The following is a 21,851-nucleotide window of genomic DNA, read 5'->3' on the forward strand; positions in this document are numbered from 1 at the left end:
CCCTGTTTTGGAACACATACCAAGTGTGGGAGCGAGCCTGCTCGCGAATGCGGTCTGTCAGCAACAATGATGTTGACTGAGCCGACGCATTCGCGAGCAGGCTCGCTCCCACAGGTTATTTGTGGTGGGTTCGGAATTACAGATCCAGCACTAAAGGCTGCGTGCTTTGTGCCGGAACGGCACAGCAAATCAGCACATGCCCCGCTTCCGGAATATCCGCCGGTACCTGTGGATAATTCACTGCACCGCTGACCAGCCGGGTCTTGCAGGTACCGCACGAACCACCGCGGCAACTGAACTCCGGGCGCAATCCGCGACTTTCCGCCAGCTCCAGCAAACTCCCGCCATCCGGCTGCCAACGCGCCTCTTTCGCCGAGCGCTCGAACACCACCGGCACCGATGTGGTCGCCGCAGGCGCTTGTTCGATGACAATCGCGTCCGGATCAGCCTGACGTTTCAGGGTCGACGGGCCAAAGGTTTCCGCATGAATCTGCGCGTCACGTACATCCAGCTCGCGCAGGGTGTCGTACAACCCTTGGGTAAAAGCACCGGGGCCGCAGAGCACAAAGTCGAGCTGGTCGAAATCTTCGGCATCCAGCAGGTTTCTCAGCACAGTGCCGTCGATGCGCCCATGCACATCGAAATCCTCGCCCTCTTGCAGATCGGCTTCCGGCTGGCTGAGCAAGCGCAGGACTCGCACAGAGTCGCCTGCGGCTTCGAGCAAACGATCCAGCTCCCTGCGAAACGGCTGATCGGCGAGGCTGCGTGAACTCTGCAGCAACAATGTCGGACGAATCCCCCGAGTGCGTAAGCCTTGGTAAACCACCTCACGCAACATCGACAGCAACGGCGTGATTCCTACCCCGGCCGCCAACAGCACCAACGGTCGGTGCTCCAGCGGTGCGACGGTGAAATGCCCTTGTGGTGCCCGGGCTTCCAGTACATCGCCGACGTGGATCTGCTCATGCAGGTGCGACGAGATCAATCCCTCGCGCTTCACGCTGATGCGGTAGAACCCATCCGACGGCGCACTCGAAAGACTGTAGGTGCGGATATGCACCTCGCCATTAATCGTGAAACGCAGCGGCAAATGCTGGCCCGCGAGAAACACCGGCAAACCGGCGCCATCGGTTGGCTCCAGATAGATTGAACGGATGCTGCGGCTTTCCGCCTCAATCTTCGCCACGCGCAACGGCCGCCATTGATTGCCCAGCGCCTGCGCCTGCAAACGCGCATCGGCTTCGGCCCAGTTACCGGTCAAAAGACTGGTCGGCGACATGCCGTCGAAGCGCCAGCGCAATGCCAGGGCTGCGGGGCGCCGCACCAGTTTCTCCACTTCAAACGTCCACAGCCGTTCCGCGCCTTGAAAGGCCTCGATCTGCGGGTCATCGAGAAGGATCTCGGTGCGCCCGCTGAGTTGCAGCAGATCGCCTGTGGAAAAGTCGATGAACAACAAGCCAGCCTTGGGATTGAGCAGTAGATTGCCCAAGGTGTTGAAGTGCAGGTTGCCGGCGAAATCGGGGATGGTCAGACGATTGCCTTCCACCCGCACGAAACCGGCCTGGCCACCCCGGTGGGAAACATCCACGGAGCGCTGGCCCTCGACATCGACATAACTGGCGACGAAGAACGTATCGGCGCCAGCGATCAGCGCAACGGCCGCGTCATCAAGGCCGTGCAGATACTCAGCCGGGCGGGTATGCGGATCCGTCAGCGGCACCCGCTGAAACTGGCGCAACTGAATGTATTGCGGGCAGTTGCCGAAGGCCTGATCCACGCTCACCTCAAAACCCTGAGCGCTCAGATTGCCGACATGGCCGTTGAGGCGATTGCGCCGGCGGGTGTGCAATTCGATGCCGAGCAAACCGATCGGTTCGCCATTGCGTAGTTGCGCCGGGTCATCGGCAGCAACCTGGCTGGCGAAATGCAGATGCTCGGGATCCGGCGAATGGGCAAACCCCGGCGCGCCTTCGAGCACACTGGCCCACGGGCGCCCTTGCGCATCGACTGCGCCGTATAGCATGAAGGGCAGTTGCTGATAGAACTCGCGGTGCTGATCCGGCATCCAGGTGCGAATCACCTTACGCCCGAAGGCTTCCATGCGTTCGGCAACCCCGACCTTCGCTTGCAACTGTTGCTCGCCAGCGTGCCACGGTGAACGTTCCATCACGACCTCTCCCCTGCACCGTCGGCACAGTGTGGATTGCGAAAATCAGGCAGTGGTTTGCAGACCGGCAACCGTGCGCGGCATGCCGACGAAACCCGGTAGGGCTTCAACCCGGGCCAACCAGGCGCGAACGTTGCCGTAGTCATCCAGCGACACATTGCCTTCCGGCGCATGGGCGATGTAACTGTAGGCGGAAACGTCGGCAATGCTCGGCTCGTCACCGACCAGATACGGCGTTTTGCCCAACTCGATGTCCATCACCTTGAGCAGGTTGTGCGCACGGGTAATCGCTTCTTCGGCATTCAGTTGGGCACCAAACACCGTGACCAGTCGCGCAGCGGCGGGGCCGAAAGCAATCGGTCCGGCGGCAGCCGACAACCAGCGCTGCACACGTGCCGCACCGACCGGATCGGTTGGCAGCCAACGACCGTGGCCGTATTTCTGCGCCAGATAAACCAGAATGGCGTTGGAGTCGGCCAGCACCACGCCGCCGTCATCAATGGCCGGGACTTGGCCAAAACTGTTGATCGCCAGATACGCCGGCTGTTTGTGCTCGCCTTTGGCCAGATCGACGAAGATCAGCTCGGTCGGCAGTTGCAGCAGGGACAACATCAGCTCGACACGGTGGGCGTGGCCGGAACGTGGAAAGTTGTAGAGTTTGATCGCTTGCATGGTCGACTCCGCTGAACAGGGGCGCCGCTGCGGGGGTGAGAGCGCCGATGGAGGCCATCATCCACTGACCGCGAAAAGAACAGAATCACCAGCAACTGCAATCGATTATTTCACTGAGTGAAATAACGCAGCATTTTTCAAGGCCGGATGTTCGCGCAAAGCCTTGGCCGTGAAATCGACGAAACTGCGGATCCGCGCTGGCGCCTTGCGCCCACCCTGATACACGACGTGGATCGGCAATGGCGGCAGCTCAAATTCGGCGAGGACGATTTCCAGCTCACCGGTGGCGATTTTGCTGGCGACTTGATAGGACAACACTCGGGTCAAGCCCAGCCCCATACAGGCTGCGGTAATCGCTGCCTGATTGGCGGTCACGATCAGACGCGGCTCAGGACGCACACCGAGTGGTTCGCCACCGTCGAGAAACGGCCAACTGCGTTGCTGACCGATCGCTGAAGTCGCCACCACCGGCGCGCCTGCCAACGCGTGGGGATGAGCCGGTCGGCCATATTTGGCAAAGTAGTCCGGCGAGCCGCAAATAACCCTACGCACCTCACCCACGCGAACAGCATGCTGACTGCTGTCCGGCAGATCACCGATACGCACCGCCACATCGATGCCTTCCTCGACCATGTTGACGATCCGATCAACCAACACAGCGTTGATCGTGACATCCGGATACTGCGCGAGATAACGCGCCATCACCGGCGTCACAAACAAATCACCGAACAACACCGGCGCCGTCACCGTCAGTTGCCCACGCGGCTCGGCATGACTGCCCGCCGCCGAATCTTCGGCCTCCTGCACCTCGGCGAGAATCCTCCGACAATCCTCCAGATAACGCTGCCCGGCTTCGCTCAAATGCACACTGCGCGTGGTACGGATCAGCAACCGCGTACCAATTCGCAACTCCAGCGCCGCCACTGCTCTTGTCACGCTTGCTGCGGACAAACCAAGACGTCGAGCCGCTGAGGAAAAGCCTTGCTCCTGGGCGACAGTGGTGAAGATGTGCATTTCCTGGAAGCGATCCATGGAGCCTCTCGAGTCAGATACAAAAATCGCAGCCGAAGCTGCGATTTTTTTGTGCGTAGGTCAGCTGTGGATAACTTATTCCACCGTCACCGACTTCGCCAGGTTGCGCGGCTGATCGACGTCCGTGCCCTTGAGCACCGCGACGTAGTACGACAGCAGCTGCAGCGGAACCGTGTAGAGGATCGGCGAGAGGATGTCGTGGATATGCGGCATCTGCACCACGTGAGTGCCTTCGCCGTTGGTCATGCCGGCTTTTTCGTCGGCGAAAACGATCAGTTCGCCGCCGCGAGCGCGGACTTCCTGCAGGTTGGATTTGAGCTTTTCCAGCAGTTCGTTGTTCGGCGCCACGGTAACCACCGGCATGTCGTTATCCACAAGCGCCAGCGGGCCGTGTTTCAGCTCGCCGGCCGGATAAGCTTCGGCGTGGATGTAGGAGATTTCCTTGAGTTTCAGCGCACCTTCCATCGCCACCGGGAATTGCGCGCCACGACCGAGGAACAGGGTGTGGTTCTTTTCGGCGAACAGCTCGGCGATTTTCTCCACGGTGCTGTCCATGGCCAGTGCTTCGCCGAGACGGGTTGGCAGGCGACGCAGTTCTTCGACCAGACGTGCTTCGACGCCATCGGCCAAGGTGCCGCGCACTTGGCCCAGCGACAGGGTCAGCAGCAGTAGACCAACCAATTGCGTGGTGAAGGCTTTGGTCGAGGCCACGCCGATTTCGCGGCCGGCCTGGGTCAGCAGAGTCAGGTCGGACTCGCGAACCAGCGAGCTGATGCCGACGTTGCAGATCGCCAGGCTGGCCAAGAAGCCCAGCTCTTTGGCGTTGCGCAGGGCCGCGAGGGTGTCGGCGGTTTCGCCGGACTGCGAAATGGTGACGAACAGCGTGTCCGGCTGCACCACCACTTTGCGATAGCGGAATTCGCTGGCGACTTCGACCTGGCACGGGATCCCGGCCAGTTCTTCCAGCCAGTAACGCGCGACCATGCCGGCGTGATAACTGGTGCCGCAGGCGACGATTTGTACATTGCGCACTTTGGCGAACAGCTCGGCGGCTTGTGGGCCGAACGCTTGCACCAGCACCTGATCATTGCTCAGGCGACCTTCGAGGGTGCGTTGTACAACGGCCGGTTGCTCGTGGATTTCCTTGAGCATGTAGTGGCGGTATTCACCTTTGTCGGCGGCTTCGGCACCGTCGCTGTACTGCACGGTCTGGCGCTCGACGGCATTGCCGTTGATGTCCCAGATCTGCACCTTATCGCGGCGAATTTCGGCGATATCGCCTTCTTCCAGGTACATGAAGCGGTCGGTGACCTGACGCAGCGCCAACTGGTCAGAGGCGAGGAAGTTCTCGCCCAGACCCAGACCGATCACCAACGGGCTGCCACTGCGCGCGGCAACCAGACGATCCGGCTGTTTGGCATTGATCACGGCCAGGCCGTAAGCACCGTGCAATTCCTTGACCGTCGCTTTTAGCGCAACGCTCAGGTCTGGCTGATCCTTGAGTTTGTGGCTGAGCAGGTGGGCGATGACTTCGGTGTCGGTGTCCGAAGTAAACACGTAACCCAGCGCTTTCAGTTGTTCACGCAGGGCTTCGTGGTTTTCGATGATGCCGTTGTGCACCACGGCGATGTCGCCGGAAAAATGCGGGTGGGCGTTGCGCTCGCATGGCGCACCGTGAGTGGCCCAACGGGTGTGGGCAATACCGAGGCGACCCACCAGTGGATGCTCTGCCAACGCAGCTTCAAGTTCACTGACTTTACCCGGACGACGCATGCGCTCGAGGGTTTCGTCATTGGTGAAGACCGCGACACCGGCGCTGTCGTAGCCGCGGTATTCAAGGCGCTTGAGGCCTTCGAGCAGGATGGCGGTGATATTACGTTCAGCAACTGCGCCGACAATTCCACACATGCTTATTTCTCCTGACTGACAGCCGCGCAAATCACGGTGATACCGCGGGCCTGAATCTGATCGCGTGCCTCGCTAGGCAGGCGATCATCGGTAATTAGGGTATGGACGCTGCTCCACGGCAGTTCCAGATTGGGGATCTTGCGGCCGATCTTGTCGGCCTCGACCATGACGATGACTTCCCGCGCCACGTCAGCCATGACCCGGCTCAAACCGAGCAGCTCATTGAACGTGGTGGTGCCACGCACCAGGTCGATACCGTCGGCGCCAATGAACAATTGGTCGAAGTCGTAAGAGCGTAGTACCTGCTCGGCGACCTGGCCCTGAAAGGACTCCGAATGCGGATCCCAGGTACCGCCAGTCATCAACAGCACCGGCTCGTGTTCGAGTTCGCTCAGGGCGTTGGCGACGTGCAGGGAGTTGGTCATCACTACCAGACCGGGCTGTTGGCCAAGTTCCGGGATCATCGCGGCGGTGGTGCTGCCGCTGTCGATGATGATGCGCGCGTGTTCGCGGATGCGTTTCACCGCAGCGCGGGCAATCGCCTGTTTGTACTTGGAAACGCTCTGCGCGGTTTCCGCGACCAGTTCCTGCGGCATGGTGATCGCCCCGCCGTAGCGGCGCAGCAACAGACCGTGGCTTTCCAGCGCGGCGAGATCCTTGCGAATCGTAACTTCGGAGGTTTCGAAGCGCTTGGCCAGTTCATCCACACTGACTTCGCCCTGCTCGTTGAGCAAGGCGAGAATGTTGTGACGGCGTTGTGGCGTGTTGCGTTTCGACATGGCGGCTTAAGTTTCGTTTCGAAAGATAACGTAAGCAATCAAAACCTATCGGCTCTAAATCGTCAAGCGGTCGCCCAAAAAAAACCGCAACCCCCACAGTCCCCATAGGAGCTGCGAAGGCTGCGATCTTTTGATCTTCAAAAAGCCGCTGTGGATAACTCAGCTCTTCTTGATCTTCTCCGGCCGTTTCCAACCGTCGATATTTCTCTGCCGCGCTCGGCCCACGGCCAACTGCGCGTTATCCACATTCTGCGTGATGGTCGACCCGGCCGCCGTGGTTGCACCGGCAGAGATATCCACAGGCGCGACCAACGAATTATTGGAGCCGATGAACACATCCGCACCCAACACGGTTTTCCACTTGTTGGCGCCGTCGTAGTTGCAGGTGATGGTGCCAGCGCCAATGTTGGTGCGCGCACCGATTTCGGCATCGCCCAGATACGTGAGGTGACCGGCCTTGGCGCCTTCGCCCATGTGGGCGTTTTTCAATTCAACAAAATTACCCACATGCGCACGCGCTTCAAGCACGGTACCCGGACGCAGACGCGCAAACGGGCCGGCATCGCTGCCCTCGCCCAGAACGGCACCCTCAATGTGCGAGTTGGCCTTGATCACCACGCCTTTGCGCAGGGTGCTGTCCTTGATCACACAATTCGGGCCGATGACTACGTCGTCTTCGATGACCACATTGCCTTCGAGGATCACGTTGATGTCGATCAGCACGTCACGACCCACGGTGACTTCGCCACGCACATCGAAACGTGCCGGATCCCGCAAGGTGACGCCTTGCGCCATCAACCGCCGACCGGCGCGCAACTGGTAATGGCGCTCCAGCTCTGACAATTGCTTGCGATCGTTGGCGCCCTGCACTTCCATTGGATCATGCGGTTGTTCGGTGGCGACAACCAGGCCATCGCTGACCGCCATTTCGATCACATCGGTCAGGTAGTACTCGCCTTGGGCATTGTTGTTTGACAGACGACTCATCCAGTCGGCCAGACGATTGGCTGGCACGGCGAGAATGCCGGTGTTGCCTTCGGTGATCGCGCGCTGCGCTTCGTTGGCGTCTTTGTGTTCAACGATGGCTGCGACCTTACCGTCTGCATCGCGCACGATGCGGCCATAACCGGTCGGGTCGTCCAGCTCGACGGTGAGCAAACCCATCTGCCCCGGCACGACATGCTTGAGCAGCCGTTGCAGGGTTTCGACTTCGATCAGCGGCACGTCACCGTAGAGGATCAGCACAGTGTCGGCAGTAATGAACGGCACCGCTTGCGCAGTGGCGTGGCCGGTGCCGAGCTGCTTGTCCTGCAGGACGAAATTCAGATCCTCAGCGGCCAGGCGTTCACGCACCACATCCGCGCCATGGCCGATCACCACATGAATGCGTTGTGGATCGAGTTGTCGGGCGCTGTGGATAACATGGCCCAGCATGGAGTTGCCGGCAATCGGGTGCAGAACCTTCGGCAGTGCCGAACGCATACGAGTGCCTTGACCGGCCGCGAGGATAACGATTTCAAGAGACATGACTGGCTACCAATCCTGGGTGGTCAGCAACTGCGACCGGGTTTCGGGAATTCGGAAAAGAAAAAAGGGTAGCCGAGGCTACCCTTTTTTATCAATCGCACAACAAGCGGCTGACGGATTAACCGCCAAACTTCTTGCGGATCTGCTGGACGGTGCGCAGCTGAGCTGCAGCCTCGGCCAGACGTGCTGACGCAGCGCTGTAGTCGAAATCAGCGCCTTTTTCATGCAGAGCATGCTCGGCAGCCTTGAGAGCTGCTTGAGCCTGAGCTTCATCCAGGTCGGCGGCACGTTGCACGGTATCGGCAAGCACTTTGACCATGTTCGGCTGAACCTCGAGGAAACCACCGGAGATGTAGAACACCTCGGGTTCCCCGCCTTGCTTGATCAGGCGGATCGGACCTGGCTTCAGATTAGTGATCAGCGGCGCGTGTCCCAGAGCGATACCAAGATCACCCAGTGCACCGTGCGCAATCACCATCTCGACCAGGCCGGAAAAGATTTCCCCTTCCGCGCTGACGATATCGCAATGGACTGTCATAGCCATCTGATTGCCTCAACCTAAATTAGCGCCCGTTGCCGGGCGCCGGGATTACAGTTTCTTGGCTTTCTCGATCGCTTCTTCGATGCCGCCAACCATGTAGAACGCTTGTTCTGGCAGGTGGTCGTAGTCACCGTTGAGGATGCCTTTGAAGCCAGCAATGGTGTCTTTCAGGGAAACGTATTTACCCGAAGCACCGGTGAAGACTTCAGCCACGAAGAACGGCTGCGACAAGAAGCGCTGGATCTTACGAGCACGGTTTACCAACTGCTTGTCGGCTTCCGACAGCTCGTCCATACCCAGGATCGCGATGATGTCCTTCAGCTCTTTGTAACGTTGCAGAACGTACTGAACGCCGCGAGCGGTGTCGTAGTGGTCCTGGCCAATTACGTTCGGGTCCAGCTGGCGCGAAGTCGAATCCAGTGGATCTACCGCTGGGTAGATACCCAGGGAAGCGATGTCACGGGACAGAACGACGGTGGCGTCCAAGTGGGCGAAGGTGGTCGCTGGCGATGGGTCGGTCAAGTCATCCGCAGGTACGTATACCGCTTGGATCGAGGTGATCGAACCTTCCTTGGTCGAAGTGATACGTTCTTGCAGAACGCCCATCTCTTCAGCCAGGGTCGGCTGATAACCTACTGCCGAAGGCATACGGCCCAGCAGTGCGGATACTTCAGTACCGGCCAGGGTGTAACGATAGATGTTGTCGACGAACAGCAGAACGTCGTTACCTTCGTCACGGAACTTCTCGGCCATGGTCAGGCCGGTCAGTGCTACGCGCAGACGGTTACCCGGCGGCTCGTTCATCTGACCGTAAACCAGTGCCACTTTGTCCAGAACGTTGGAATCCTTCATCTCGTGGTAGAAGTCGTTACCCTCACGAGTACGCTCACCCACACCGGCGAACACGGAATAACCGCTGTGCTCGATGGCGATGTTACGGATCAATTCCATCATGTTTACGGTTTTGCCTACACCGGCACCACCGAACAGACCGACTTTACCGCCTTTGGCAAACGGGCAAACCAGGTCGATAACCTTGATGCCGGTTTCCAGCAGGTCGTTGCCGCCTGCCTGCTCAGCGAACGAAGGTGCTGGGCGGTGAATGCCCCAACGCTCTTCGGTGTCGATCGGGCCAGCTTCGTCGATCGGGTTACCGAGGACGTCCATGATCCGGCCCAGGGTCGCTTTACCGACCGGTACGGAGATGGCTGCGCCAGAGTCGGTAACTTCCAGACCGCGCTTCAAGCCCTCGGTGGAACCCATCGCAATGGTACGAACCACGCCGTCGCCCAGCTGCTGCTGAACTTCCAGAGTGGTGCCGGCATCGCTTTTGACTTTCAAAGCGTTGTAGATGCTCGGTACGCTGTCGCGTGGAAATTCCACGTCGATAACGGCGCCGATGATTTGAACGATACGTCCGCTACTCATAGCTGGATCCTCTGAATATTTGAACCGTTAAACCGCGGCAGCGCCGCCGACGATTTCCGAGATCTCTTGGGTGATCGCAGCCTGACGCGCCTTGTTGTAGATCAGCTGCAAATCGCTGATCAAATCACCGGCGTTGTCGGTAGCGTTCTTCATCGCGATCATCCGCGCAGCTTGTTCAGCCGCGTTGTTCTCGACCACCGCCTGGTAGACCTGCGACTCAACGTAGCGGACCATCAAGCCGTCAAGCAGCTCTTTGGCATCCGGTTCGTAGAGATAGTCCCAGTGGTGTTTGAGATCCTGATCCGGGGTGGCCACCAGTGGAATCAATTGCTCCACGGTAGGCTGTTGCGTCATGGTGTTGATGAACTTGTTGGACACCACGGACAGGCGGTCAATACGGCCGTCCAGGTAGGCATCCAGCATCACCTTGACGCTGCCGATCAAGTCATTGATCGACGGCTCTTCACCCAGGTGGCTGATAGCTGCAACGACGTTACCGCCGAAGTTGCGGAAAAAGGCCGCACCCTTGCTACCAACGACACACAGATCAATCTCGACGCCGTTTTCGCGGTTTACCGCCATGTCCTTGACCAGGGCCTTGAACAGGTTGGTATTCAAGCCGCCGCACAGACCACGGTCACTGCTCACCACAACATAACCAACGCGCTTGATTTCGCGGTCGATCATGAACGGGTGGCGGTATTCCGGGTTGGCGTTGGCCAGATGCCCAATAACCTGGCGGATACGCTCCGCATAAGGACGGCTAGCAGCCATGCGCATTTGTGCCTTGCGCATTTTGCTGACCGCCACTTTTTCCATGGCGCTGGTAATCTTTTGCGTGCTTTTGATGCTCGCAATCTTACTGCGAATCTCTTTTGCGCCTGCCATGTAACACCTATCAGGTTAGCAAGCGGGAGCCTCGCGGCTCCCGCTGCGGCTTACCAGGTTTGGGTGGCCTTGAACTTCTCGATACCGGCTTTCATGCCAGCGTCGATTTCGTCATTGAAGTCACCTTTAACGTTGATCTTGGCCATCAAATCGGCGTGATCGCGGTTGAAGAAAGCAATCAGCGCTTGTTCGAAGCTGCCGATCTTGGCGATTTCAATGTCAGTCAGGAACCCACGCTCAGCGGCATACAGCGACAGCGCCATGTCAGCGATCGACATTGGTGCGTATTGCTTCTGCTTCATCAGCTCGGTAACGCGCTGACCATGCTCAAGTTGCTTACGGGTCGCTTCGTCCAGGTCAGAAGCGAACTGGGCGAATGCCGCCAGTTCACGGTACTGAGCCAGAGCGGTACGGATACCACCGGAGAGCTTCTTGATGATCTTGGTCTGAGCGGCACCACCCACACGGGATACCGAAACACCGGCGTTCACTGCAGGGCGGATGCCCGAGTTGAACATGGCCGATTCCAGGAAGATCTGACCGTCGGTGATGGAAATCACGTTGGTCGGAACGAACGCGGAAACGTCGCCAGCCTGGGTTTCGATGATCGGCAGTGCGGTCAGGGAACCGGTTTTGCCGGTCACTGCGCCGTTGGTGAACTTCTCTACGTATTCTTCCGAAACGCGGGATGCGCGCTCCAGCAGACGGGAGTGGAGATAGAACACGTCGCCTGGGTAAGCTTCACGGCCTGGTGGACGGCGCAGCAGCAGGGAAATCTGGCGGTAAGCCACTGCTTGCTTGGACAGATCGTCATAAACGATCAGCGCGTCTTCACCGCGGTCGCGGAAGAATTCACCCATGGTGCAACCGGAGTACGGTGCCAGGAATTGCAGCGCAGGAGATTCCGAAGCACTGGCAGCCACGATGATCGTGTTGGCCAGGGCGCCGTTTTCTTCCAGCTTGCGAACCACGTTGGCGATGGTCGATTGTTTCTGACCGATGGCTACGTAGACGCAGAAAATGCCGCTGTCTTTCTGGTTGATGATCGCGTCGATCGCCAGAGCGGTTTTACCGATCTGACGGTCACCGATGATCAGCTCACGCTGGCCACGGCCGACAGGGATCATGGCATCGACAGCCTTGTAGCCAGTCTGTACAGGCTGGTCTACCGACTTACGCCAGATCACGCCCGGAGCAACTTTCTCGACCGCGTCGGTCTCGGTGTTGCCCAGTGGACCTTTGCCGTCAACAGGGTTACCCAGTGCGTCGACTACGCGACCCAGCAGTTCCTTACCAACCGGAACTTCGAGGATGCGGCCGGTGCACTTGGCGCTCATGCCTTCAGCCAGAGACTGGTAAGCGCCCAGTACAACGGCACCTACGGAGTCTTGCTCCAGGTTGAGGGCCATACCGTAGACGCCGCCCGGAAACTCGATCATCTCGCCGTACATGACGTCGGCCAGACCGTGAATCCGCACGATGCCGTCAGATACGCTGACGACAGTGCCTTCGTTACGGGCTTGGGAGGTCACATCGAGCTTGTCGATGCGGCCCTTGATAATTTCACTTATTTCGGAAGGATTGAGTTGCTGCATTGCTCTGCTGCCCCTTCAAACTCAAGATTTCAATGCTTCGGCAAGTTTCGCGATTTTGCCGCGAATCGAGCCATCGATAACCAGGTCGCCGGCGCGGATGACGACACCACCTATAAGGGCAGCATCCTCCGCAACTTGCAGGCGCACTTCCCGGTTGAGTCGTGCACTGAGAACCTTGGCGAGTTTGTCTTGCTGTTCTTGGTTCAATGCAAAAGCACTGGTCACTTCAACGTCTACCGACTTCTCTTGTTCGGCCTTGTACAGGTCGAAAAGAGCGGCAATCTCCGGCAGAAGCGGGAGACGGTCGTTTTCGGCAACGACATTGATGAAGTTCTGTGCCTTGGCATCAAACTTGTCGCCGCACACGTCAATAAACGTGGCGGCCTTTTCTGCGCTCGTCAGTCGCGGGGCCTTGAGCACGCGCTGCATGGTGTCATCTTGTGACACCGCTGCAGCCAGGCCGAGCATGGCTGACCAATTGGCCAGTTGCTGGTGGGCCTGAGCGTGCTCGAAGGCCGCCTTAGCGTAAGGTCGGGCCAACGTGGTCAGTTCTGCCATGATCGCCCTCGCTTAGATTTCAGCAGCCAGTTGGTTAACCAGCTCTGCGTGCGCGTTTTGATCGATTGTGGCACCCAGGATCTTCTCGGCGCCGCCGACAGCCAGCAAACCCACTTGGGCGCGCAGCTTGTCTTTGACACTGTTCAGTTCCTGTTCGATCTCGGCTTGAGCCTGAACCTTCACACGGTCAGCGTCGACACGGGCCTTTTCAACGGCCTCTTCGACAATCTGGTTACCGCGTTTCTTGGCTTGCTCGATGATTTCAGCTGCCTGAGCTTTCGCTTCGCGCAGTTGCTGACCCGCTTTTTCTTGGGCCAACTCCAGGTCGCGAGCTGCACGGCTGGCAGCGTCCAGACCATCAGCGATCTTCTTTTGACGTTCGTGCAGAGCAGCGATGACCGGAGGCCATACATACTTCATGCAGAACAGTACAAAAATCAGGAACGCAACGGACTGGCCAATCAGGGTCGCATTAATGTTCACGCCAACACCTCGCAGTTACGTTGTCCATCACATCAAATTACTCGGAAGAATCCGGGTAATTAGCCAGCGATCTGACCAACGAACGGGTTCGCAAAGGTGAAGAACAGAGCGATACCAACACCGATCATGGTTACGGCGTCGAGCAGACCGGCAACGATGAACATTTTAACTTGCAGCATTGGAACCATTTCTGGCTGACGCGCTGCGCCTTCCAGGAACTTGCCGCCCAGCAGGCCGAAACCAATTGCGGTACCCAGTGCGCCCAGGCCGATCAACAGTGCAACAGCGATAGCGGTTAGACCAACTACAGTTTCCATCTTTCCTCCCGACTTTTACGTCGTATGGTTTAGGTTTTTTAGATTAAAGCGGTAAAACAAATCGTTTCAGGTGCCCTGTGAAGAGCCCCTTCCCGTTTGACCGGGAAGGACATCAGACTAGTCGAGACTGGCCTTAATGGTTTTCTTCGTGCGCCATCGACAGGTAGACGATGGTCAGCATCATGAAGATGAACGCCTGCAGCGTGATGATCAGGATGTGGAACACAGCCCACGCCCACTGCAGAACAACGCCCAGGCCGCTCAGCCAGAGCAGGCCGCTGCCGAACATCACAGCGATCAGAATGAACACCAGCTCGCCGGCATACATGTTGCCGAACAGACGCAGAGCCAGAGAGATCGGCTTGGCGATCAGGGTCACGAATTCCAGCAGGAAGTTCACCGGGATCAGCAGGGCTTGAACGAAAATGTTCTTGCTGCCGAACGGGTGCAGGGTCAGTTCGCCGATGAAGCCGCCGAAGCCCTTGACCTTGATGCTATAGAAAATGATCAGTGCGAAAACCGAGAACGCCATGCCCAGGGTCGCGTTCGGGTCGGTTGTCGACACGGCGCGGAACGGGATGTGGTGGTCACCGGAGATCAGGATGGCCAACTGAGGAATCCAGTCGACCGGTACCAGGTCGACGGCGTTCATCAGGAACACCCAGACGAAGATGGTCAGTGCCAACGGTGCAATCACCGGGCTACGGCCATGGAAGCTGTCTTTCACGCTGCCATCGACGAATTCGACCAATACTTCAACGAAGTTCTGCAAAGCACCCGGCTGACCCGAAGTCGCTTTCTTTGCCGCCATGCGGAAAAGAAGTACGAAGATCAGACCCAACGCGACCGACCAGCCGAGAGTATCGACGTGGAAAGCCCAGAAGCCCATTTCTTTGGCTTCTGCTGCGGTATGGGCAAAGCCCCAGCCGCCGTTAGGTAGCTGACCGAAGGTCAGGTTCTGCAAGTGGTGCTGGATATAGCCCGAAGCGGTTGTTTCTGCCATGGTTGCCTCAAACGCCCTAAGGTCTCGAAAGTCTTGTTCTCATCAGCAGGGGAGCGAACCAGCTGACCGACTGAGTCAGCACGAACACGCCGAATACTGCTATCGGCGCCAGTGGCTTCACACCTGCAAACACCAGCGCAAAGAGCACTGCCGTCAAAATCAGTTTGCCTGCCTCGCCGGCGTAAAAGGACCGGACGATGGACTGGGCTGCTCGGGCGCCGGAAAACCGAAATGCCTTGTGAGCGAAATAAACATTGGGCAGCAAGGCTATCAGGCCTCCGCAAAGTCCCGAGTATCCGGCAACGACTCCATGCCATTGCCAGAGCGCCAAAGCGGCAATCAGCAAAATGACAAATTGAGCCATCAACACCGGAAAAACCGCCAGGCGATGGAACGGCAGGCGGTTTGGCTTGCGGGTTTCCATCACGTTTGCTCTCCAATGGTCGGCTGCCAGAATTCAATAACTTGGCATAATTTGTGCCGACAAAATGCGCGCAGAGTATAGGGGCGGTTCTGCCCCTATTCAACTGTCAGGTAGTGATTTCCGACTGCGCGCTACATGAGGAAATGTTTCAGCGGATGTGTGCGAGCACACCTTGAAGCTCATCAAGGGAGTTATAACCGATCACCAACTGACCCTTTCCCTTCTTCCCGTGGCGAATCTGCACCGCAGAGCCTAGGCGCTCGGCCAGACGCTGTTCGAGACGGGCGATATCCGGGTCGGGTTTGCTCGCTTCCACAGGCTCCGGTTTGCCACTCAACCACTGACGAACCAGTGCTTCAGTTTGGCGCACGGTGAGACCGCGTGCGACAACATGTCGCGCCCCTTCCACCTGCTGATGGTCCGGCAGACCGAGCAAAGCACGGGCATGACCCATTTCCAGGTCGCCGTGAGACAACATGGTCTTGATGACTTCCGGCAGTGCAATAAGACGCAACAGGTTAGCCACAGTGACGCGGGACTTACCCACAGCCTCGGCAACTTGTTGCTGAGTGAGCTGGAATTCCTGCTGCAAACGCTGCAGGGCCACCGCTTCTTCGATCGGGTTGAGGTCTTCGCGCTGGATGTTCTCGATCAGCGCGATGGCGATCGCGGTTTCATCCGGCACATCGCGGACCATCGCCGGGATGGTTTCCTGCCCGGCTTGCTGACTCGCGCGCCAGCGACGTTCACCGGCGATAATCTCGAAGCGGCCACCGCCAATCGGGCGCACCACGATCGGCTGCATCACGCCTTGAGCCTTGATCGACGCCGCCAATTCTTCCAGCGCCTGCGGATCCATGTCCCGGCGCGGCTGGTATTTGCCGCGCTGCAGCAGGTCCAGCGGCAGGTGTTGCAACTCACGGGTGTCAGCTTGCGCAGCCTGTTCTTCCAGCGCGCTGACGGTCGGACCACTCAGCAGTGCATCCAGTCCACGTCCGAGACCTCGTTTCTTGACGGCCATGGGGATTCCTTAAGTTGCCTGAGCGGCGGCGATGCGTGAATTTTTGCGCTGACGACGAACCATCTCGCCGGCCAGGGCCAGATAAGCCAGGGCGCCGCGCGATTGCTTGTCGTAGGCCAGCGCCGGCATGCCGTAGCTCGGCGCTTCGGCCAGGCGGATGTTGCGCGGGATCACCGTGTCGTAGAGCTGCTCGCCGAAGTGTTCCTTGAGTTGCGCCGAAACGTCGTTCATCAGGCTCAGGCGCGGGTCATACATGGTCCGCAGCAGGCCTTCGACTTTCAGGTTCGGGTTCAACAATTCGGCGATGCGCTTGATGTTATCCACAAGGTCGCTCAAACCTTCGAGCGCAAAGTATTCGCACTGCATGGGGATAATCACCCCATCGGCGGCCACCAAAGCGTTCAGCGTGAGCATCGACAGCGACGGCGGGCAGTCGATCAGAATGTAATCGTAGTTTTCGCGGATCGGCGCCAGCGCGCTGCGCAGACGGCTTTCCTTCATCTGCATTTCCAGCAGCACCACTTCGGCCGCCGTCAAATCGCGGTTGGCTGGCAGCAGTTGGTAACCGCCATGTTCAGAATAGTGCATGGCCTGGGCCAGATCGCATTCGCCGATCAGCAGGTCATAGACCGAATTTTCCAGGCCGTGTTTATCCACACCGCTACCCATGGTGGCGTTGCCCTGTGGATCGAGATCGATCAACAACACCCGGCGCTTGGTCGCGACCAGGGATGCTGCGAGGTTGATGCAGGTGGTGGTCTTGCCCACACCACCCTTTTGGTTCGCTATCGCGAATACCTTAGCCATTCTTGCTTGTGTTCCCAATCATGCCGTGCGGCGCAGTATCAGCAGATGGCGTTGGCCTTGGCAACCGGGTACGGCCAGGGCGTGTTCGCTATCGAGTTTGAAGTCTGCCGGCAATGCTACCAGCTCATCGGCCGGATGAACGCCCTTCATTGCCAGCCAGCGTGTATCGGCATCGCCGAGGTGGCGAGTCCAGTTGGTGAAGTTCTCCATGCTGCTGAACGCCCGGGAAATGATCCCGTTGAACGGTTGCGCAGGCTGGAAGGCTTCGACACGACTGTGGATAACTTGCAGGTTATCCAGTTTCAGTTCGAGTTTGACCTGGGTCAGGAAGCGGGTTTTCTTGCCGTTGCTGTCCAGGCAGGTCACTTGCGAGTCGGGATAGAGGATCGCCAACGGGATCCCTGGCATGCCGCCACCACTGCCGACGTCGAGCCAGCGGCCGTTTTCGATGAACGACATCACGCTGAGACTATCGAGCAAGTGCCGCGAAACCATTTCGTCCGGATCGCGCACAGCGGTCAGGTTGTAAGCCTGGTTCCATTTGATCAACAGGGCCAGATAACCCAGCAGCAATTCGTGCTGGGTTTCAGTGAGATCGACACCGAGCTCGCGGGCTCCTGTGGATAACTCTTCGGCGTGTTGCGAAGTGACCTTAGAACTCAAGCGCTTTGCTCCAACTGACGGCCCGCGCCGCGTTTTTTCAAATGAATCATCAACAGCGAAATCGCTGCCGGGGTCACACCCGGGATCCGTGAAGCCTGGCCCAGCGTCTCTGGACGAGTCGCGCCGAGCTTGCTCTGGATCTCCTTGGAGAGACCGGAAATGTTGGTGTAATCGATATCCACAGGCAATTTCGTGTCTTCACTGGCGCGCAGACGGGCGATTTCGTCCTGTTGACGATCAATGTAACCGGCGTATTTGGTCTTGATTTCAACCTGCTCGGCGACCTGTGGATCTTCGGCGCCATTGCCGGTCACTTCGACCAGACCAGCGTAGTCGATTTCCGGACGGCTCAAGAGGTTGAGCAAGTTGTATTCGTGGGTCAGCGGCGTGCCGAATTTTTCGGCAATCGCATCGCCCTGCTGCGTATTCGGGCGAACCCAAGTGCTTTTCAGGCGTTGTTCTTCGAGTTCGATGCTTTCGCGTTTCTTGCAGAAGGCTGCCCAACGCGCGTCATCGATCAAACCAAGCTCGCGACCTTTTTCGGTCAGACGCAAGTCGGCGTTGTCCTCACGCAGGATCAGGCGGTACTCGGCACGGGAAGTGAACATGCGGTACGGCTCTTGGGTACCGAGGGTGATCAGGTCGTCGACCAACACGCCGATGTACGCTTCATCGCGACGCGGGCACCAGGCTTCTTTGCCCTTGGCGCGCAGTGCGGCGTTGGCGCCAGCCAGCAAACCTTGGGCGCCGGCTTCTTCGTAACCGGTGGTGCCGTTGATTTGCCCGGCGAAGAACAGACCGCCGATGACTTTGGTTTCCAGGCTGTACTTCAGGTCGCGCGGATCGAAGTAGTCGTACTCGATCGCATAGCCCGGACGCACGATGTGCGCGTTTTCCATGCCGCGGATCGATTGCACGATCTGCAATTGCACGTCGAACGGCAAGCTTGTGGATATCCCGTTCGGATACAGCTCATGGGTGGTCAAACCTTCCGGTTCGATAAACACCTGATGGCTTTCCTTGTCGGCAAAGCGGTGGATCTTGTCTTCGATCGACGGGCAATAGCGCGGGCCAATGCCTTCGATCTCGCCGGCAGCGGAATACATCGGCGAACGATCGAGGTTCGCAGCGATGATTTCGTGGGTGCGGGCGTTGGTGTGAGTAATCCAGCAACTGACCTGGCGTGGATGTTGTTCCTTGTTGCCCATGAAGGACATCACCGGAATCGGCGTATCGCCCGGTTGCTCGGTCATCACCGAGAAATCCACAGACTTGCCGTCGATACGCGGCGGTGTGCCGGTTTTCAGGCGACCGACACGCAGTGGCAGTTCACGCAAACGGTGAGCCAGGGCAATCGACGGTGGATCACCGGCGCGACCGCCGGAAAAATTCTGCAAACCGATGTGGATAAGTCCGCCGAGGAACGTACCGGTGGTCAGCACCACGGAATCGGCGAAAAAGCGCAGACCCATTTGCGTGACAACACCACGGACTTGTTCCTGCTCGACGATCAAGTCGTCAGCGGCTTGTTGAAATATCCACAGGTTCGGCTGGTTTTCCAGAATTTCGCGGACAGCGGCTTTGTACAGAATCCGGTCAGCTTGCGCACGGGTTGCCCGAACGGCTGGGCCTTTGCGGCTGTTCAACACGCGAAACTGGATGCCACCCAAATCGGTAGCGGTGGCCATCGCGCCGCCGAGGGCATCGATTTCCTTGACCAGATGGCTTTTGCCAATACCACCGATGGCCGGGTTGCAACTCATGGCACCGAGGGTTTCCACGTTATGCGTCAGCAACAGGGTTTTTGCCCCCATACGTGCTGAGGCCAGTGCTGCCTCGGTACCGGCATGACCGCCGCCGATGACGATCACTTCAAAACGGGAAGGGAAATCCACCACGCACCTCGTGCCTGCTTAAGTAGGTAATTCAGGAATAGTTTGAGATCAGGTTTTTGGACCTGGTCGACAAGTATAGGGACTTCGCCCTTCCTAAAGAACCCTTTGCACAAAATTTAACCAGCTGTGGAGAACTCGAGGTTAAAAGAATAAAAAAGAGAGAAATTTATAAAACCTTTGTTTTTATGTTTATTCTTACTGAGCATACTTTCTGTGGATAGATTGCTACAGGCCTTTATATTCAATGTGTATAGAGTTTCAAAACCCTGTGCTCATGTGCCAATGAGGCCCTTGGATAACCGGTGTAAGCCTGTGGATGAAAGGGGGGTTATCCACAGACGGGGTTATGTCCAGTTTTCAGGCCCTGTTATCAACTGCCCTTAGTGGCAGTTATTCACAGGGCTTAATCCACAGAAAAACGACACAACGGCTTTTTCACAGCGCAAAAAAAAACGCCAGCGAGGGTTCGCTGGCGACAAAGAAGCCGATGGAGGGAAGTGCGGGGGCTATTGTGAGAGAACGTAACAGGGGCTAATAATAGGCATTATCATTAACTCATCAGTTTTCCCAATGCCCCTACCCGCCCACACTGCTGCGATTGAGCAAATCTACGAGCAACATCATTCGTGGCTATATGGATGGCTCAAGGGAAAATTGCATGACGCCTGCGATGCAGCCGATGTGGCGCATGATACGTTTGTGCGGATTCTGGCGGCCCGCAATGCCGCGCAGATTCACGAGCCACGGGATTATCTGGCGACCATTGCACGCGGCCTGGTGATTGATCGTTATCGCAGACAGGCTATCGAAGCCGCGTATTTGCAGACCCTCGCAGCTCGACCGGAAGCCACCGCCATCAGCGAGGAAGACAAGGCGCTGATCATTGAAACCCTGGTCGCTGTGGATAAAGCTTTGGCCGGCCTTGGCGCCAGAAGCCAACAGATCTTCATGCTCTCTCAGATCGATGGCCTGACTTATCAACAGATTGCTCTGCAGCTAAAGGTTTCGCTGACCACGGTGAAGAAACACATGATCCGCGCCCTGACGGAATGTGCGCTGATCATGGCGCAGCATTGATGGCCACCGCACCCAACCGTCAGGTTTTCGAAGCGGCCGCCAGCTGGTATGTGCAGTTTCAGGCAGAACCGCCGACGCTCGCCGAACAGAAAGCCTGGCAGCTGTGGATAGACAGTGATCCAGCGCATCTCGCGGCATGGAACCAGATTGAACAACTGCAGCGCCACCTCGGTACGTTGCCGCCGGATTTGAAACGTCGCGCCCTGAATACCGGACAGCAACGACGCCAGGTGCTGAAATTGTTGCTGCTCGCTGCGGGGGCTGGGTTCGTTGGCTGGAATGTTCAGCAACACACATCCTTGGGGAATGTCTGGGCCGACTATAAAACTGGCGTTGGCCAGCGTCGCAATATCACATTGGCGGATGGCAGTCAGATTCAGCTCAACACCGACACTGCCATCGACGTGTCTTTCGACCCGGCGCAGCGGCTGATTCGCCTGCGCTCCGGCGAGATCCTCATTCAAACCGGAAAGCTTGGCGATCAACGGCCCTTTTTCGTCGAAAGCCGGGATGGCCGGATTCAAGCACTGGGCACCCGGTTTTCCGTACATCAGTTATCGGGGGCTACCCGTGTGGGTGTGCTGGAAGACCGGGTCATTGTTCAGCCCGCCGATCTATCAACAGCCGCAATTGTTCTGAGCGCAGGTGAAGGCGCCGATTTTGATCGTCGACACATAGGGCTCATTCACCCCTTCAAATCCACGGAAGTGGCATGGACCAACGGCCAATTGATCGTGCTCAACGCACGCTTGGGCAATGTCATTGAAGAATTGGGCCGCTATCGCCGCGGCGTTTTGCACTGTGATGACCGCGCGCGAGATCTGCGGGTCTCCGGCACCTTCCGGCTCGATTCTACCGATGCAGTCCTGGCCAATCTTCAGGCTTCGCTGCCGATCAACGTGCGCTATTTCACTCGTTACTGGGTCTCGATCAGCCGCAACGCTTGATCGAAATTTCACCTGGGGAAAATAAATCGAAAACAGGGTTATCTTTTTTCGCCCTGATCCGGCCCTACAGGTAATCGCGATAAACGCGGCTCTTTTGCCACCTTCAGGGCTTGTCCACT

The 21,851-nt window shown here is 57.9% G+C and carries 21 protein-coding genes; 2 read left to right on the top strand and 19 right to left on the bottom strand.

Annotated elements, in window-relative coordinates; translation table 11 throughout:
• Positions 1 to 136 precede the first annotated feature (136 nt).
• The 19 genes from VY732_RS29735 to mnmG form a co-directional block, all read right to left on the bottom strand.
• Complete coding sequence (locus VY732_RS29735) at positions 137 to 2,167, bottom strand: pyridoxamine 5'-phosphate oxidase family protein (RefSeq protein ID WP_331693185.1); 2,031 nt, start codon at positions 2,165 to 2,167, stop codon at positions 137 to 139.
• Positions 2,168 to 2,212: 45 nt separating this feature from the next.
• On the bottom strand, positions 2,213 to 2,839 hold the full coding sequence (locus VY732_RS29740; protein ID WP_331693186.1) for a glutathione S-transferase family protein: 627 nt from the start codon (positions 2,837 to 2,839) through the stop codon (positions 2,213 to 2,215).
• A gap of 105 nt (positions 2,840 to 2,944) precedes the next feature.
• Complete coding sequence (locus VY732_RS29745; protein WP_331693187.1) at positions 2,945 to 3,871, bottom strand: LysR family transcriptional regulator; 927 nt, start codon at positions 3,869 to 3,871, stop codon at positions 2,945 to 2,947.
• A 75-nt stretch (positions 3,872 to 3,946) separates the two neighbouring features.
• Positions 3,947 to 5,779, bottom strand: a complete 1,833-nt coding sequence (gene glmS / locus VY732_RS29750) for a glutamine--fructose-6-phosphate transaminase (isomerizing) (protein WP_331693188.1) — start codon at positions 5,777 to 5,779, stop codon at positions 3,947 to 3,949.
• A gap of 2 nt (positions 5,780 to 5,781) precedes the next feature.
• Complete coding sequence (locus VY732_RS29755; protein WP_116028603.1) at positions 5,782 to 6,558, bottom strand: DeoR/GlpR family DNA-binding transcription regulator; 777 nt, start codon at positions 6,556 to 6,558, stop codon at positions 5,782 to 5,784.
• A gap of 159 nt (positions 6,559 to 6,717) precedes the next feature.
• A complete protein-coding gene (gene glmU, locus VY732_RS29760; RefSeq protein ID WP_331693189.1) occupies positions 6,718 to 8,085 on the bottom strand; it encodes a bifunctional UDP-N-acetylglucosamine diphosphorylase/glucosamine-1-phosphate N-acetyltransferase GlmU in 1,368 nt (455 codons plus the stop codon).
• A gap of 118 nt (positions 8,086 to 8,203) precedes the next feature.
• On the bottom strand, positions 8,204 to 8,629 hold the full coding sequence (locus VY732_RS29765) for a F0F1 ATP synthase subunit epsilon (RefSeq protein WP_007911962.1): 426 nt from the start codon (positions 8,627 to 8,629) through the stop codon (positions 8,204 to 8,206).
• Between the two features lie 45 nt (positions 8,630 to 8,674).
• Positions 8,675 to 10,054, bottom strand: coding sequence for a F0F1 ATP synthase subunit beta (atpD, locus tag VY732_RS29770; RefSeq protein ID WP_016984062.1), 1,380 nt, complete (start codon positions 10,052 to 10,054; stop codon positions 8,675 to 8,677).
• A 27-nt stretch (positions 10,055 to 10,081) separates the two neighbouring features.
• A complete protein-coding gene (atpG, locus tag VY732_RS29775) occupies positions 10,082 to 10,942 on the bottom strand; it encodes a F0F1 ATP synthase subunit gamma (RefSeq protein WP_007911960.1) in 861 nt (286 codons plus the stop codon).
• A gap of 50 nt (positions 10,943 to 10,992) precedes the next feature.
• Positions 10,993 to 12,537 (bottom strand): F0F1 ATP synthase subunit alpha, encoded by a 1,545-nt coding sequence (gene atpA / locus VY732_RS29780; RefSeq protein WP_016984064.1) that lies wholly within the window; start codon positions 12,535 to 12,537, stop codon positions 10,993 to 10,995.
• A gap of 21 nt (positions 12,538 to 12,558) precedes the next feature.
• Positions 12,559 to 13,095, bottom strand: a complete 537-nt coding sequence (locus VY732_RS29785; RefSeq protein WP_007911956.1) for a F0F1 ATP synthase subunit delta — start codon at positions 13,093 to 13,095, stop codon at positions 12,559 to 12,561.
• Positions 13,096 to 13,107: 12 nt separating this feature from the next.
• On the bottom strand, positions 13,108 to 13,578 hold the full coding sequence (locus VY732_RS29790; RefSeq protein WP_003229781.1) for a F0F1 ATP synthase subunit B: 471 nt from the start codon (positions 13,576 to 13,578) through the stop codon (positions 13,108 to 13,110).
• Between the two features lie 59 nt (positions 13,579 to 13,637).
• Positions 13,638 to 13,895, bottom strand: coding sequence for a F0F1 ATP synthase subunit C (atpE, locus tag VY732_RS29795; protein WP_003097235.1), 258 nt, complete (start codon positions 13,893 to 13,895; stop codon positions 13,638 to 13,640).
• A 133-nt stretch (positions 13,896 to 14,028) separates the two neighbouring features.
• On the bottom strand, positions 14,029 to 14,898 hold the full coding sequence (gene atpB / locus VY732_RS29800; RefSeq protein WP_007911917.1) for a F0F1 ATP synthase subunit A: 870 nt from the start codon (positions 14,896 to 14,898) through the stop codon (positions 14,029 to 14,031).
• 16 nt (positions 14,899 to 14,914) lie between these two features.
• Positions 14,915 to 15,322, bottom strand: coding sequence for a F0F1 ATP synthase subunit I (locus tag VY732_RS29805; protein WP_008084411.1), 408 nt, complete (start codon positions 15,320 to 15,322; stop codon positions 14,915 to 14,917).
• Between the two features lie 148 nt (positions 15,323 to 15,470).
• On the bottom strand, positions 15,471 to 16,343 hold the full coding sequence (locus tag VY732_RS29810; RefSeq protein WP_077575154.1) for a ParB/RepB/Spo0J family partition protein: 873 nt from the start codon (positions 16,341 to 16,343) through the stop codon (positions 15,471 to 15,473).
• A 9-nt stretch (positions 16,344 to 16,352) separates the two neighbouring features.
• Entirely contained in the window at positions 16,353 to 17,150 is a 798-nt protein-coding gene (locus tag VY732_RS29815) for a ParA family protein (protein WP_007911909.1), read from the bottom strand.
• Between the two features lie 18 nt (positions 17,151 to 17,168).
• Positions 17,169 to 17,813: a 16S rRNA (guanine(527)-N(7))-methyltransferase RsmG gene (rsmG, locus tag VY732_RS29820; protein ID WP_331693190.1), complete on the bottom strand. Its 645-nt coding sequence runs from the start codon at positions 17,811 to 17,813 to the stop codon at positions 17,169 to 17,171.
• Positions 17,810 to 19,708, bottom strand: coding sequence for a tRNA uridine-5-carboxymethylaminomethyl(34) synthesis enzyme MnmG (gene mnmG, locus VY732_RS29825; protein ID WP_331693191.1), 1,899 nt, complete (start codon positions 19,706 to 19,708; stop codon positions 17,810 to 17,812). The genes rsmG and mnmG overlap by 4 nt, the downstream gene beginning before the upstream one ends.
• A gap of 570 nt (positions 19,709 to 20,278) precedes the next feature.
• Here mnmG and VY732_RS29830 point away from each other — a divergent pair.
• On the top strand, positions 20,279 to 20,785 hold the full coding sequence (locus VY732_RS29830) for a sigma-70 family RNA polymerase sigma factor (RefSeq protein ID WP_137218455.1): 507 nt from the start codon (positions 20,279 to 20,281) through the stop codon (positions 20,783 to 20,785).
• Complete coding sequence (locus tag VY732_RS29835; RefSeq protein WP_331693192.1) at positions 20,785 to 21,732, top strand: FecR domain-containing protein; 948 nt, start codon at positions 20,785 to 20,787, stop codon at positions 21,730 to 21,732. Before VY732_RS29830 ends, VY732_RS29835 begins: the two co-directional genes overlap by 1 nt.
• Positions 21,733 to 21,851: the final 119 nt, after the last annotated feature.

Origin of the sequence: Pseudomonas sp. ZY71, assembly GCF_036542145.1 — a bacterium.
In the GTDB taxonomy this organism is placed as follows: Bacteria; Pseudomonadota; Gammaproteobacteria; order Pseudomonadales; family Pseudomonadaceae; genus Aquipseudomonas; species Aquipseudomonas koreensis_A.

Excerpts from the sequence above, each read along its gene's own strand:
- VY732_RS29735 (WP_331693185.1), bottom strand. The coding sequence starts at position 2,167 with ATGGAACGTTCACCGTGGCACGCTGGCGAGCAACAGTTGCAAGCGAAG.
- VY732_RS29740 (WP_331693186.1), bottom strand. The coding sequence starts at position 2,839 with ATGCAAGCGATCAAACTCTACAACTTTCCACGTTCCGGCCACGCCCAC.
- VY732_RS29745 (WP_331693187.1), bottom strand. The coding sequence starts at position 3,871 with ATGGATCGCTTCCAGGAAATGCACATCTTCACCACTGTCGCCCAGGAG.
- glmS (WP_331693188.1), bottom strand. The coding sequence starts at position 5,779 with ATGTGTGGAATTGTCGGCGCAGTTGCTGAACGTAATATCACCGCCATC.
- VY732_RS29755 (WP_116028603.1), bottom strand. The coding sequence starts at position 6,558 with ATGTCGAAACGCAACACGCCACAACGCCGTCACAACATTCTCGCCTTG.
- glmU (WP_331693189.1), bottom strand. The coding sequence starts at position 8,085 with ATGTCTCTTGAAATCGTTATCCTCGCGGCCGGTCAAGGCACTCGTATG.
- VY732_RS29765 (WP_007911962.1), bottom strand. The coding sequence starts at position 8,629 with ATGGCTATGACAGTCCATTGCGATATCGTCAGCGCGGAAGGGGAAATC.
- atpD (WP_016984062.1), bottom strand. The coding sequence starts at position 10,054 with ATGAGTAGCGGACGTATCGTTCAAATCATCGGCGCCGTTATCGACGTG.
- atpG (WP_007911960.1), bottom strand. The coding sequence starts at position 10,942 with ATGGCAGGCGCAAAAGAGATTCGCAGTAAGATTGCGAGCATCAAAAGC.
- atpA (WP_016984064.1), bottom strand. The coding sequence starts at position 12,537 with ATGCAGCAACTCAATCCTTCCGAAATAAGTGAAATTATCAAGGGCCGC.
- VY732_RS29785 (WP_007911956.1), bottom strand. The coding sequence starts at position 13,095 with ATGGCAGAACTGACCACGTTGGCCCGACCTTACGCTAAGGCGGCCTTC.
- atpE (WP_003097235.1), bottom strand. The coding sequence starts at position 13,895 with ATGGAAACTGTAGTTGGTCTAACCGCTATCGCTGTTGCACTGTTGATC.
- atpB (WP_007911917.1), bottom strand. The coding sequence starts at position 14,898 with ATGGCAGAAACAACCGCTTCGGGCTATATCCAGCACCACTTGCAGAAC.
- VY732_RS29805 (WP_008084411.1), bottom strand. The coding sequence starts at position 15,322 with ATGGAAACCCGCAAGCCAAACCGCCTGCCGTTCCATCGCCTGGCGGTT.
- VY732_RS29810 (WP_077575154.1), bottom strand. The coding sequence starts at position 16,343 with ATGGCCGTCAAGAAACGAGGTCTCGGACGTGGACTGGATGCACTGCTG.
- VY732_RS29815 (WP_007911909.1), bottom strand. The coding sequence starts at position 17,150 with ATGGCTAAGGTATTCGCGATAGCGAACCAAAAGGGTGGTGTGGGCAAG.
- VY732_RS29830 (WP_137218455.1), top strand. The coding sequence starts at position 20,279 with ATGCCCCTACCCGCCCACACTGCTGCGATTGAGCAAATCTACGAGCAA.
- VY732_RS29835 (WP_331693192.1), top strand. The coding sequence starts at position 20,785 with ATGGCCACCGCACCCAACCGTCAGGTTTTCGAAGCGGCCGCCAGCTGG.